The organism is Gottschalkia purinilytica (assembly GCF_001190785.1).
In the GTDB taxonomy this organism is placed as follows: domain Bacteria; phylum Bacillota; class Clostridia; order Tissierellales; family Gottschalkiaceae; genus Gottschalkia_A; species Gottschalkia_A purinilytica.
Map to the genome: position 1 here is coordinate 90,781 of NZ_LGSS01000008.1, position 13,121 is coordinate 103,901.

Genomic DNA, 13,121 nt, shown 5'->3' on the forward strand with positions numbered 1-13,121 from the left:
TCAACTCCTAACTATGATAATCAAAATTAATTAGTCCTTCTTTAATATATTTCTTAACTTGAATAGCCATCAAAGTAATACCAACTAATATAATTAAAATGTATATTCCAGTATTTATATTAATAAATTTTTCTACAACTTTTGGACTGTTAAATATTAATAAAATTGAACATATCCATGTTCCTATCATTCCAAATGATACATATTGACTTCTAATTCTTTTTGCTATCATAAAAGATACAAAGTTAACCCATATAAAGGGAGTTAACCACATTATATTTACTTTTAATAGATTTAACCCTGTGTAACTTCTTGAAATCATAATAGCCATGACTAAATTCAGAGCAATATTGAAAGCTCCCAGTATAATCATTCTAGATAAAATTATCTCTCTAGCTGAAACTTTAAAACTTAGCTCAAGTTCGATCATGCCATTCTCTCTTCCCTTAAATATCTCTGTGAATCCTAATATCAGAGGTATAGGAGATATAAAAACTATTACTCCATAAGGACTTATATTTTTAGTTATAATAAATAAATAAGATATTAAAAATATTAAGATATTTATAGTCCAGTAAAGTTTATTCATATAACTTAAATCTATCTCAATTCTTTTTGTGATATTTTTTAAAATATCTAGCAAATTTTTCTTCTTAGGAACATGCTTCCTTAAATTTTCTATACACGTGTTTATTTCATTTTGACTAGGAACCTCAATACTATATTCATTTATTTCATCTATAAATTTCATTAAATCTTCATCTGAAACTTCTAGAAAGTCTGTATCTTTAAATTTCTTTTTTGAATTTTTCATTTTTTTCACCTCTATCTAGCAATTTTTTAAGTTTTTCTATTCCTAGTCTTAGCCTTGATTTTACAGTAGATTCATTTGTATCAGTTATGTCTCCTATATTTTTTATCTTTAAGTCGTGATAATACCTTAATATAAGTGCTAATCGTTGCTCATATGGTAATGATAAGATAGCGTTCTTCACCTGTAATCTTTTTTCTTTCTTTTCTAAAATATTGATTATATTATCTTTTTCTGATGTTTCTTTAGAAAAGTAAACACTTTGAGATTCATGAGGCAAATTATGCTTTACATATGAGCTCTTATAATAATCTTTAGAAGTATTTATAGCTATTTTTAAAATCCATCCTTTAAAGTCTCCTTTATCAATTTCGAAGGTTTCTAATTTTCTAAGTGTCTTAACAAATGTTTCTTGAGTTAAATCCATAGCTATATGATAATCTCCAAAGTTCCTATATATAACCGCGTGAATCAGTTTATAATAACGGTTTACTAAAACTTCCATCGATGATTGATTTCCATTAAGAATCTCTCGTACTAATTCTTCATCTTTTATTGCCAATATTTTCCCTCCTCTCGTATATGATACGATATAAAACTATAAAAAGTTTAATTTTATCAAAGATTTATTATATTAAAACTTAAAATAATAAAAGCTTTCTTAGAAAATAAGTTCTAAGAAAGCTTTTGTGATTTATATTTAACTTTATTCTTATTTTTAAATAACTTATCCCCATGCTCTGAAACACATACTCCTAATAATATAAGTAACATCCCTGAAATAGCTATTAAGGTTACTTTTTCTTTAAGAATTAATGATGACGCTATCATAGTGATGACTGGTGAAAGATAAACATAAGTACTTGTTTTTACCACACCTATTATACTAATAGATTTGTTCCACATAACATAACACACAGCAGAAGCTATTAATCCTAAAAATAACATATTAGATAATATATTTAGATCTTTAACCCAGCTAATTCTAAATTGAAAATCGCTTATTAAGAGTACAGGTACCATAAACATTAATCCATAAAAAAATACTTTTCTAGTAACATATATATGGCTATAATTGATATCAACTTTTCTCAACAAAATTGAATATACAGAAAAAATAACTGCTGCAATTATTGCTAATATATCTCCTATTGGATTTACATTTAGAACCAATCTTTCATTAAATAAAACTAAAAATACACCTAGAACTGCAAAAATAAATCCGACTAACAGTTTCTTATGAAACTTTTCATCATTAATAAAAATATGAGCAAGAATTGCAGTTATTATAGGTAATGCTGCTAGTAATAATCCAACATTTGATGCTAAGGTATACTTTAAAGCAGTATTTTCAGCTAGAAAATATAATGTTACACCACTTGCTCCTAATGATAAAAATAGTAGTTCCTCTTTTATATTATTTATTTTATTAAATTTAGGATAAATCAACAATAAAGCTAAGTATGCTATTAAAAATCTATAAAATAGTATTTCTATAGGACTAAGATTTCTAAGTAAAACCTTTGTTGAAGTAAATGTTGTTCCCCATACTAATATAGTTGTAAAAGCCATTAAGTGTCCTAATAATCGTTTATTTTTCATATATTTTTCCTCTTTAAATAGTTTATTATAACTAAAGTTAAAAGCTTAGTTCATATATCAATTTTTCTTAAGCTCAATTGTATTTAAATTAATCTATATATTGTACATTATTTCTCTTACTTGATGTAAATAGAAGTATTAGAATTGTTAATCATCAAATAAAATTATTTTTATAATGTGAAATTACTAAGATACTAGTTAGTAGATAATAAATATTTTAGTGGAGTAATTCCGAAGTATTGCTTAAATTTTTTAGTAAAATGACTTTGATCAAAGAATCCTGTACTTTGAGTAATTTCTGAAATGTTCTTTCCCTTTTTTAATTCTTCTTTTGCATAATTAATTCGTAACAATATTTGATATTCATGTGGAGTAGTATTAAAGTTTTGTCTAAAAAGTCTAATTATATGATACTTACTAAATCCACTATACTCTGATAGGTTCTCTAGTGAAATCTTCTCTGTAAAGTTGTTATCTATAAACTTTTTAATTTTGTAACTTGCGTCTATATCATGACCATCTTTATAGAACTTGTAACTAAAGTAGTCTTCTATCTTAAACAGATAATCTAGTATAGATATTAGTATTGTTTCCTTTTCTATTTCACTACAATTACTTTGAAGATCGTGTATCATATTATTTATGAGGCTAACATCATTATCATCCATTTTCTTTATATTCATAGTAAATCCCTTATGTCTCATACTCATTATAGATTCAAACCAATCTCTTTTTAAATATAACATCTTAAACTTCCATTCATTTATATTTGTTGGATTACAATCATGCATAACTCCAGAATCTATAAAAACAGCATTATTTGATTCAACCTTTCTTTTTATTCTTTCACAGTACACTACACTCGAACCTCTATACACTATTCCTACAGATAGTTCTTGATGTGCATGTTGTTTAGAAGAATGTATCATTTCATCGCAACTCTTTATCTCAAAAACAGGAAAGTTCCTATCCCTATAATACTCTACTTCCCTCATTAGTTTTCACCTCATTTATAAGTATACCAAAGTGAAATTACATATAAAAAACAACCTATTTCAAAATACTCATGTTGCCACTTATTTTATTTATTAATTTTTTAGGTCCATATATACATATTCCTAAATAATTTAAATCATCTAAATAAGTGTTGTTTAGTTTTTCTACATAATCACAATAACTCTTTGATTTCTGAGCTAATGAATTAAAGTCTATTATAGTTATATCATTGTGATTTTCTAACGCTAGTCTATTATGTATTTCTTTAATCTGTTCTTTAGTGCTAGATAAAATAGGTATAGGAATATTTGTAATCCCTATATGTGTATAATTATCCTTATTCTCAACTTTCGGTCCTATTAGTCCATCAGTATTTCCCCCTAGGCTTAAACCAAGAACAGCTGTAGTATTAGCAATTAGTCCTATTGGCAATTCTTTATCTATTATCATTACACATTTCATAATACTTCTCTCCTTTTTATTTCCTGCTTGAAAAGTATTATAGAAAAATTATAAAAAGAAGTATAGTAAAAAATTGCTATAGCAAAGAAATTAAATATATAGTTATTAATATCCTAACTGCTTTCCTACGATGATTATTTTTATTCTTCCTTTAACAAATTGTCCTGTAATGGTCACAAAATCATTACATATTCTATTTGGACTCTTACAGTCTACGCATTGTCCTAATTTAGTACAGGGTGTATCTTTATTTAATCTTTTAGCATCTATAGGGGCAGCATAATTTCTAACTCTTTTCTCAGCTTCTTCTATATCTCTAACTATTTTATTTATTCCAGCTACTATAATCACTTGCTTAGGCCCATATATCATAGGGGCTACTCTGCTTCCATTTCCATCAATATTATATAATTCTCCATTTTCAGTTAATGCATTTGTACTACATAGAAAAGTATCAGAAGAAAAATTTTGCAAATATATATTTTTCTTTTCTTCACTTGTGATACCCTCTTTATATTTATCTAAAAATTTATAATTACCCTTTCTAAGAAAATCTATAACACCAGCTTCAAATAACGTCATAGAGTCTCCTACACCAACTATAGAATTTTCTGGTATAAGCTCTTTTAACTTTTCTATTATTTCTTTCTCATCCTTAACATAGTAACCTTCCATATTACGTTTTTTAAGATTACTGATAGTTCTTTCAATCTGCTTATCTATATACCATAAGACATTGTTATCCAAATTTACCACTCCCATATAACATATTATCTATAGATATTATTTTTATATTCTAATTTAAATAAAGCTAAATATTTTATATAATTATAACATTAATAATATATTAGAAATAATGGACATTAAATATCTTAATTAAAATGTACAAATTAAAAATAGCTATGGAGTCCCTGATCCATAGCTATTTTTATATATTAAAGAGTTTCGTCTAATCTCTTTTTAACTTCAGTTAAAAATTCTTCAGTGTTTACGATTTTCTTATCTTGAACTTCTGAAATAGATGCAAGGTCTTTTGTCATAACCCCTTCTTCTATAGTTCTTATACATGAAGCTTCAAGTTTATTTGCAAATTCAACTAATTCACTGATATTGTCAAGTTCTCCTCTTTTTCTTAAAGCTCCTGTCCATGCAAAGATAGTAGCCATTGAGTTAGTTGATGTAGTTTCTCCTTCAAGATGTTTGTAATAGTGACGTTGAACTGTTCCATGAGCTGCTTCAAATTCATAGTATCCTTCTGGTGAAACAAGTACAGATGTCATCATTGCTAAGCTTCCAAAAGCTGTAGCAACTAAGTCAGACATTACATCACCATCATAGTTTTTGCAAGCCCAAACCATTCCACCTTCTGATTTCACAACACGAGCTATTGCATCATCTATTAGTGTATAGAAGTAAGATATTCCAGCAGCCTCAAACTTTTCTTTGTACTCACTATCATATATTTCTTGGAATATGTCTTTAAATCTATGATCATAAGTTTTAGAAATAGTATCTTTTGAAGCAAACCATAAGTCTTGTTTAATATCGAGTGAATAGTTAAAACAAGCTCTAGCAAAACTTTCAATAGACTTATCTAGGTTATGCATACCTAATGTAACACCAGGTCCTTTAAATTCATGTATAGTTTGTCTTGAAACTTCTCCATTTTCATAAGTAGCTACAAGCTCTACTTTAGCAGGTCCTTCTATACGACATTCTACATCTTTGTATATATCTCCATATGCATGTCTTGCAACTGTAATAGGTTTTTTCCAAGTTTTCACATAAGGCTTTATACTATCAACTATAATAGGTGTACGGAATACAGTACCATCTAAAATCGCTCTGATTGTTCCGTTAGGACTTTTCCACATGTTCTTTAAGTTATATTCTTTAACTCTATCAGCATTTGGAGTTATAGTAGCACATTTTACACCAACACCATATTTTTTTATTGCATTAGCTGCATCTACAGTAATTTGGTCATCTGTTTCATCTCTTTTTTGTAATCCAAGATCATAATACTCTGTTTTTAAATCTATATATGGCTCTAAAAGTGTATCTTTAATCATTTTCCATATTATTCTAGTCATTTCGTCGCCATCCATCTCTACGATTGGCAAGTTCATCTTAATTTTATCAACCATTCTTATCCCTCTTTTCTTTAATTTTTATCATATATTAGTGCTGAAAATAAATAAGCTTAAGTAAATATTTAAAAACTCAATTTTTAAAATTGAATATATACTAAGTTTTTAATCATCTATAAAAGTTAAAATAACTGACTATATATATTAAATTAAGGTATTTTAATATTTTAATAATTTTTTCTAATAATTCACAATATATATAATCTTAACATTGGTTTGTCATTTTATCAATAAGAACAGTAGTATTAAAAGATAAAAGCCCTTATGTTTGACATAAGAGCAAGTTTATTATAAATGTGTATAATTATTCTTTTTGATCTTTAAAAATAATAATTTTGAATGTATTTTCTATAATATTCTTTATCCAAATATGGCTACATTCTGTGAGAAAGGAATAAATCTAGAACCATTCCACTTTAACGAAGTTTGAACATATCCTAATCCATCAGCATTATATCTTCCTATGATTCTTTGTATTGCATATAACTCATAAGTACCATCTCTTTCAAAATCAATAGGATATAATCCACTTAAAGCCATTACATCTCCTTTAATAGGTTCTTTTAATTTTCCATTTGCATCATATATTTCTGATAAGTATTCTTTACCTTTATATCTAATATCTATAATATATCTTTTATTTAAATTTTTACTTACTACCTCTACTTTATAATTATTTCTATAATTCACTTCATACTTATATTCTTCATTAAACTTTTCGTAATCAAATATCTTTTTAGGTTGATTATTTAAGGCTGAATATACATAGTAATAGCCAATAGCACCACTGCCTCCTGAATCAATACTAATTAATATATCATCTACTTTATCCCCTGTAAAATCTCCTAAAAATATAGTTGGATTATATCCTGCATTTGATTCTAATCGTACTCTTATATATCTACCTTTCTTACCATCTTGAATAACTAAGGTTATATTATCTCTAAAAGGACTTTCTGTTCCATAAGGTCTAGTTCCTATTAGAAAAACATCATCTAATATTCCATCTCCATTTACATCTCCTTGTTTGGAATCTAATACATAGAACTTATTATCAGCTGGTATTTCATTTTGATAATAAAAATGGTCATAGTAGTACATATTATATCCTCCTTTTTTAGATTCTTATTGATATAATATGTACTTGATACAAACAGGAACACATTAGAAAAATATTTATTTATATTCTATTATAAGAAACAACTATCTTGATTTAATTGTAATTGATTTATGTTTATTTTATCATAAAAAAGCTAAGTTTTATAATGATCCTGATACTATATATTTTTACACTTATTCTACCTTATATTTTATTGAAAATAAATTTACTTACTTATTTCTTGTTTACGTATTTTTTCATCTTTATTATTGAACCTAAACCACGTAACCTTATAAAAATGTTTTTTTGAATTTCTTGTGTTTCAAATCCAAGTTTTTCATATAATCTTTTTGCATTTGTGTTAGTACTAAATACCTCTAGAAGATAACTTTCATAATTCATATCTTTATATATGTAACCAATAAGTTGCGTAGCAATGCCTTTTCTTCTATAATTGACATCCGTAGTAAGAAAGTCGATAGAACACTCTGTGTCTTCTTTTACTACAGGTTTTCCCATAATCATATTCATCTACCAACAAACTAAACTACCCTTAAGCTTTCCAAAAAGTTTTTTACATATTTCTTTGTTAAAATAAACAGCACGTTTCTGCTTGTTCCCATATCCTAAAAGTCCTATTACTTCTTCACCATCAAGACAAACGTAAAACATATCAGGTATTATTGTAGAATAAAACAGTTGGCGCAATATTTCTTTGTCTTTTGAAACAGTTATTACATTGTGAAATCCATCAACAAAGAGCTTAACTGTTTTGTAAATATAGGTTTCATCTAAGTCTCTTAACTTCATTATCTTATAGCTTTCCATGTAAATTTCAATCCTTTCTTCATATATAAAATATAAATACTCTTTACTTTGCTCTTTAAGAAAATTACCTACTAACTATTACACTTGTTTATATAGTAATTATATCATCGCTTCCAATAAATTGTATTTATTGTATTAATTTCATTCGTTATTTAATATGTTGACTCCATACTTAGCATGATGCAGCATCTTAAACATTATATTAAAACATAGCTTATAAAAAGGAACTTGGCTATTTAGCCAAGTTCCTTCTTTTATAGAATATTAAGTTAGCTACATTTTCACATTCAATATTCTAGTTCTCATTATCTACATCAATCACTACTCCTTTTACATGTTTCTTCTTCATCATTTTGTCTTTCTTACGATACTCTTTACTTTTAAGAACTACATCTAGATCATAATCCTCAGGATATAATTCTTCTTTCTTTATATGCAATGAAAGTCTTTTTTTATTTATCTTAAGCTTTTTATTCATTATCATAACAGTGTATTCTCCCTTTGAATTTTCAAGTTCGCAAACAACACCTGTCTTTTTCATAGAACTTACATATACACTATCTCCTATAGCAAATTCGGAAGTCTTATTTAATCCTTCTGATATTTTACTTCGCTCTTTAGCCTCTTTAAACTTTACTTTTTGCTCTTTATGAGATTTAACAATATCTTTATCTAAAGTCTCTTTGCTTTCATCCTTTTTATATTCATAATTTGAATAATCTTTATATTCTTTATAAGTTACTTGGTGAGCTTTTTCTATTATATCCTTACTCATTCCTAGTCTTAATGCGATTAGAAAAGCATTACTTTCACCAGCTTTTCCTATATTAAGCTTATAAAGAGGTCTTAAAGTTTCTATATCGAAAGCCATAGATCCATTTATAAATCCTGGATGATCTTGTGCAAAATATTTTATCTCACTATAATGAGTTGTTGCACAGATTGTAGCTCCTTTATCATAGAGTTTTTCAAGTATAGCTGTAGCAATTCCCATTCCTTCTGCTGGATCTGTTCCTGAACCTACTTCGTCCATTATAACTAAAGTATGTTTATCAGCACAGTGTAATATATTAATAATATTTTTTATATGGGATGAGAATGTACTTAAACTATGTTCTATACTTTGCCCATCTCCTATATCAACTAAAACATCAATAAATACTCCGAACTCACTTTCTTTATCTACTGGTACATGGAGTCCTGACTGAGCCATCATCGTGAGTAATCCAACTGTTTTAAGTGCTACTGTTTTTCCTCCTGTATTTGGACCTGTAATTATTACTCCTTGATAATTTTCTCCTACAGTAAAGTCTAGTGGTACTGCTTCTTTACCTATTAGTGGATGTCTTCCTCTTTTTATATTTATATAGTTTCTATTATTAAAAGAAACTTCTTCTCCATCTATTGATTTACTATATTTACCTTTAGCAAATATAAAATCGTAGTATGCCATAGCTTCAATATTAATATTTAGTTCTTTTTTATTATTAAACAAAATATCAGTTAAATAAGATAATATTTTATATACTTCTTTTTCTTCTTCTATTTTGCATATATTAAGTTCATCTTGAATTTTCTTTATTTCTTTAGGCTCAATAAACAATGTTGATCCTGTTTGAGACTTATCATGAATCTCTCCATCTACCTGTCTTTTATATTCACTTTTTACTGGTATTACATACCTTCCACCTCTTTGACTTACAAGATGATCTTGCATATATCCCTTATAACTTTCATTTTTTAAAATACCATCTAGTTTACTTTTTATTCTGTCTTCTAATATATTTATTCTTTTTCTTACTTTAGAAAGTTTTGAACTTGCTCTATCATCTACTCTTCCTCTTAAAATACATCTATCGATTTCTTCTCTTATTGTATAAAGTTCATAAGTGGAACGAGCAAAAGTAGTTATAGTTGGAGCATTGTATTCTTTATCTTTCATAAACCTTTTTAGTCTTTCAATTTCTCTTAAAAGGTCTGACACTGACTCTAAATCTTCTGGAGATAATATAGCTCCTTTTTCTAATTTTTCTTTAATTTGCTTTATTCCTTTCAAGCTATTGATTGGAATACTAGAAGTTATATCTATAATAGCTCTTGCTTCACTAGTTTCTTTCATATCTTTTTCAATTACTTTTATGTCTACTGATGGTTCAAGTCTGTCTATTCTTTCCTTCGCTATATCTGATAATGCAAATCCTTTAAGTTGTTCTTTTATTTTATTGTATTCTAATATTTCTATAGATTTTTCATTCAATTTTTATCCCTCCACCTTTTTTTATTACTGTTTTAATATTAGTTATTTTTACTAGCACACTTAACATGCTTCACTCCCCCTTAAAATAAATAAAGGCCATAGATAAACACATGTCTATCTACAGCCTTAAAATCATCTTTACTATAGTTTTCCTTTAAATGGAATTATAACTCAAGGCATAGTTATAAAAAGGTACAAAAAAACCGTGCAAAAGCACGGAATCCTTCCTTCATATAACATATAAATAAAGAGACTGTATAACCGTGTTCTATTCTAAGCTCAAGTCCTAAAAAATGCGTCAACAAATAAACCTATCAAACGTAGGTTTTAAAAAATTATTTAAGACTCGATATTAAGTTCGCTTAGTTAAGAACAACCTCATTCATAAAACAATCTCCTTTAACTTGAGTATAACTATATTATACTTCTTTTCCAAGTAATTTACAATATAATCTTTGAAATTAACTTAATAGAACTAATATTCCTTTGAGTAAAATTGAAGTTTCATACATTTTCTACAATAAAATCACTATTTTATAATAAATATTAACAATTTAGTCAATTTTTATATTATAATGTTATAATATGCAATACTGGGTATTCCCCAAATCATTCTAATTTTAAAATACACACTTTGCTAGTTTTAAAGCTAAACTTAATTAGTTGTTTTAATGCAAATTTAACTTATAAATAAGGAGAATATTATGATAAAAATTAAAGAAAACACTACAAACAAAGTACTTTATTATGATTTTCTAAGAACATTTGCCTGTTTTTTAGTAATAGTTAATCATACTGTCAGCTTTATATTTTTATCTACTAAACCATCACCTACTTGGTATTTATCGATAACATATTTTTTTGTAAGTAAAGCTGCTGTACCCATTTTTGTCATGCTTTCTGGAGCATTACTTTTAAGAAAGGATTACACTTATAAACAATTATTTTCCAAAAAAATACTTAGGATAATTCTTACTATTATTGTATTTTCTTTTACATATCAGTTTATCTTTGTAGAAAATTTTAATTTATTTAATCCTATAGTCTTTCTAGGAAAGATTATAAAAGAACCAGTAACTATTCCATACTGGTATTTGTACATGCTCTTAGGATTATATATTATGACACCTATGATTAGAAAAATGATTAAAAACTTTAATTATAAGGACTTTATATATTTTAATGTAGTATTTATTATATTTAGTGGAATATATCCTCTAGTAACATTATATTTTCCTACAATTCAATACTCACGCTTTTTCACTATACCAATTTTTTCAACTTATATCGGTTATTTTATACTTGGATACTTTATAGACAATATAAAGATACCTCAAAAAAAATATAAAAAAGCCATGATTATATTGAGCGTTTTATTTATATTTTCTTTAGCTATTCAAGTTATACTAACATCGAGAGAATACTATAGTCATGGTCAAGTTATATTAAAATTAGACAATGTTGGATTGGCTACAATTATGTCTTTAGCTATACCTATGTTCTTTTTATTTAAACACATTTTCTCTAATATAGTTTTTTCAGATAGAATACAAAGTATATTATCTAGTATTTCATCTGCTACATTTGGCATTTATCTCTTACACAATATGTTAATAATACGTTTGGATAATGTTGCATCGTTCCTAAACAATAACTTAAATTGGTTATTAGCGTGTTTAGTCTTTCAGCTACTAATTTTTATAGCCTGTTTTATAATTACGAAAATTTTACAGAAGATTCCTTTGATTAAAAAATTATTATAGTGAATATTTCTCATAATAAGAGTAATATTAAAAAAAGCGTCAAATTATAAACTTATAATTTGACGCTTTTCTTACTGAAAAATAAGTTAGTTATTATTTTCGTATCTCCATTTTAAGCTTTAAATATCATCAATAGAGAAATCCTAAATATCTAAACTATATCTCTATTTTTGTTCCAACTCCTAATTCTAAAGCTTTTTCATATATTCTATATGCAGTAACTAAGTCCAAAATTGCACTTCCTACAGACTTAAATATAGTGATATCTTGTGGTGACTGTCTTCCTGAAACTCTCTCTAATATTACTTCTCCCAACTCTCCTGTAATATCACTTTCATCTATAATTCCTTTTTTCATTGGTGTGATTAAATCTCCAGCTTCGCTAAGTACACCCTCCTTAGTATCCAAGAATATCCCTTGAGAATTCTTTAAAATAAACTCATCTATTTCTTGCATCTCAGGAGTATATGAACCTATACCATTTATATGTGTTCCTTTTTTTACTAGCCTTCCATCAAATACTGGGCTTTTTGCTGTAGTTACTGTAGTTATTATATCTGCATCTTTAATTGCATCCTCTGAGCTATCTGCTACTAGTATTTTAACTCCATAGTCACTAAACTTTTGTTGCATATCATTCACAAATTCTTTAGCCTTTTCACTGTTAATATCGAATACTTTAACTGTCTCAATTTTTCTTACAGACAAGACAGCTTCTAGCTGTGAGGAAGCTTGACCCCCTGTTCCAAATAGAGCAAAAGTCTTTGAGTCCTTTCTAGATAATATGTCCGTACCGGCGCCTGCAACTGCTCCTGTTCTAAACTGAGTTAAAAAAGTTCCATCCATTATAGAAACCACATCCCCTGTTTCTCCATCTAATAGTAACATTTTAGCTGGAACAGATGGTATTCCTTTCTTTGCGTTTTGTGGAAATACTGAAACTATTTTTATACCAACAGAGTTTATCTCTTCTGCATATCCTGGCATAAATAAACTTTGTCCATTAAATTTAGGAACATCTATATTCACTCTTAAAGGTATCTCTACATTTCCTAATGTGTACATTCTTAATGCATCTTTTGAAGCCTGAACTGCATCATTCATGCTAAAAACTTTTTTAATATCTTCCGCTGTTAAAACTAACATTTTAATT

13 protein-coding genes are annotated in these 13,121 nt (G+C 27.1%); 1 reads left to right on the top strand and 12 read right to left on the bottom strand.

The window, feature by feature from the left end:
- Window positions 1–7: 7 nt before the first annotated feature.
- From CLPU_RS09505 to CLPU_RS09555, 11 genes are all read right to left on the bottom strand, one after another.
- Window positions 8–814: an ABC-2 transporter permease gene (locus CLPU_RS09505; RefSeq protein WP_050355420.1), complete on the bottom strand. Its 807-nt coding sequence runs from the start codon at window positions 812–814 to the stop codon at window positions 8–10.
- On the bottom strand, window positions 789–1,373 hold the full coding sequence (locus tag CLPU_RS09510) for an RNA polymerase sigma factor (RefSeq protein WP_050355421.1): 585 nt from the start codon (window positions 1,371–1,373) through the stop codon (window positions 789–791). Before CLPU_RS09510 ends, CLPU_RS09505 begins: the two co-directional genes overlap by 26 nt.
- 113 nt (window positions 1,374–1,486) lie before the next feature.
- Window positions 1,487–2,413, bottom strand: coding sequence for a DMT family transporter (locus CLPU_RS09515; RefSeq protein WP_050355422.1), 927 nt, complete (start codon window positions 2,411–2,413; stop codon window positions 1,487–1,489).
- Between the two features lie 194 nt (window positions 2,414–2,607).
- A complete protein-coding gene (locus CLPU_RS09520; RefSeq protein WP_050355423.1) occupies window positions 2,608–3,408 on the bottom strand; it encodes an AraC family transcriptional regulator in 801 nt (266 codons plus the stop codon).
- Window positions 3,409–3,463: 55 nt separating this feature from the next.
- Window positions 3,464–3,871 (bottom strand): DUF2000 domain-containing protein, encoded by a 408-nt coding sequence (locus CLPU_RS09525; RefSeq protein WP_050355424.1) that lies wholly within the window; start codon window positions 3,869–3,871, stop codon window positions 3,464–3,466.
- Between the two features lie 105 nt (window positions 3,872–3,976).
- Window positions 3,977–4,618 (bottom strand): lactate utilization protein, encoded by a 642-nt coding sequence (locus CLPU_RS09530; protein ID WP_050355425.1) that lies wholly within the window; start codon window positions 4,616–4,618, stop codon window positions 3,977–3,979.
- Window positions 4,619–4,806: 188 nt separating this feature from the next.
- On the bottom strand, window positions 4,807–6,018 hold the full coding sequence (locus tag CLPU_RS09535; RefSeq protein WP_050355426.1) for an NADP-dependent isocitrate dehydrogenase: 1,212 nt from the start codon (window positions 6,016–6,018) through the stop codon (window positions 4,807–4,809).
- A 363-nt stretch (window positions 6,019–6,381) separates the two neighbouring features.
- Window positions 6,382–7,122, bottom strand: coding sequence for a spore coat protein (locus CLPU_RS09540; RefSeq protein ID WP_050355427.1), 741 nt, complete (start codon window positions 7,120–7,122; stop codon window positions 6,382–6,384).
- Window positions 7,123–7,354: 232 nt separating this feature from the next.
- The gene (locus tag CLPU_RS09545) at window positions 7,355–7,639 is read right to left on the bottom strand and encodes a GNAT family N-acetyltransferase (protein ID WP_157857719.1); all 285 of its coding nucleotides are present in this window, start codon (window positions 7,637–7,639) and stop codon (window positions 7,355–7,357) included.
- A gap of 12 nt (window positions 7,640–7,651) precedes the next feature.
- Entirely contained in the window at window positions 7,652–7,948 is a 297-nt protein-coding gene (locus CLPU_RS09550) for a hypothetical protein (RefSeq protein WP_050355429.1), read from the bottom strand.
- A gap of 295 nt (window positions 7,949–8,243) precedes the next feature.
- Window positions 8,244–10,205, bottom strand: coding sequence for an endonuclease MutS2 (locus tag CLPU_RS09555; protein WP_050355430.1), 1,962 nt, complete (start codon window positions 10,203–10,205; stop codon window positions 8,244–8,246).
- A 704-nt stretch (window positions 10,206–10,909) separates the two neighbouring features.
- On the opposite strand from CLPU_RS09555, the gene CLPU_RS09560 reads away from it, so the two are divergent.
- Entirely contained in the window at window positions 10,910–11,968 is a 1,059-nt protein-coding gene (locus CLPU_RS09560; protein ID WP_050355431.1) for an acyltransferase, read from the top strand.
- Window positions 11,969–12,124: 156 nt separating this feature from the next.
- On the opposite strand, the gene CLPU_RS09565 is transcribed toward CLPU_RS09560, so the two are convergent.
- On the bottom strand, window positions 12,125–13,114 hold the full coding sequence (locus tag CLPU_RS09565) for an ornithine cyclodeaminase family protein (protein WP_050355432.1): 990 nt from the start codon (window positions 13,112–13,114) through the stop codon (window positions 12,125–12,127).
- Window positions 13,115–13,121 lie beyond the last annotated feature (7 nt).

What these genes read in the sequence shown, in the direction of transcription:
- CLPU_RS09505 (WP_050355420.1), bottom strand. Translation starts at nt 814, where the DNA reads ATGAAAAATTCAAAAAAGAAATTTAAAGATACAGACTTTCTAGAAGTT.
- CLPU_RS09515 (WP_050355422.1), bottom strand. Translation starts at nt 2,413, where the DNA reads ATGAAAAATAAACGATTATTAGGACACTTAATGGCTTTTACAACTATA.
- CLPU_RS09520 (WP_050355423.1), bottom strand. Translation starts at nt 3,408, where the DNA reads ATGAGGGAAGTAGAGTATTATAGGGATAGGAACTTTCCTGTTTTTGAG.
- CLPU_RS09525 (WP_050355424.1), bottom strand. Translation starts at nt 3,871, where the DNA reads ATGAAATGTGTAATGATAATAGATAAAGAATTGCCAATAGGACTAATT.
- CLPU_RS09535 (WP_050355426.1), bottom strand. Translation starts at nt 6,018, where the DNA reads ATGGTTGATAAAATTAAGATGAACTTGCCAATCGTAGAGATGGATGGC.
- CLPU_RS09540 (WP_050355427.1), bottom strand. Translation starts at nt 7,122, where the DNA reads ATGTACTACTATGACCATTTTTATTATCAAAATGAAATACCAGCTGAT.
- CLPU_RS09545 (WP_157857719.1), bottom strand. Translation starts at nt 7,639, where the DNA reads ATGGGAAAACCTGTAGTAAAAGAAGACACAGAGTGTTCTATCGACTTT.
- CLPU_RS09550 (WP_050355429.1), bottom strand. Translation starts at nt 7,948, where the DNA reads ATGGAAAGCTATAAGATAATGAAGTTAAGAGACTTAGATGAAACCTAT.
- CLPU_RS09560 (WP_050355431.1), top strand. Translation starts at nt 10,910, where the DNA reads ATGATAAAAATTAAAGAAAACACTACAAACAAAGTACTTTATTATGAT.
- CLPU_RS09565 (WP_050355432.1), bottom strand. Translation starts at nt 13,114, where the DNA reads ATGTTAGTTTTAACAGCGGAAGATATTAAAAAAGTTTTTAGCATGAAT.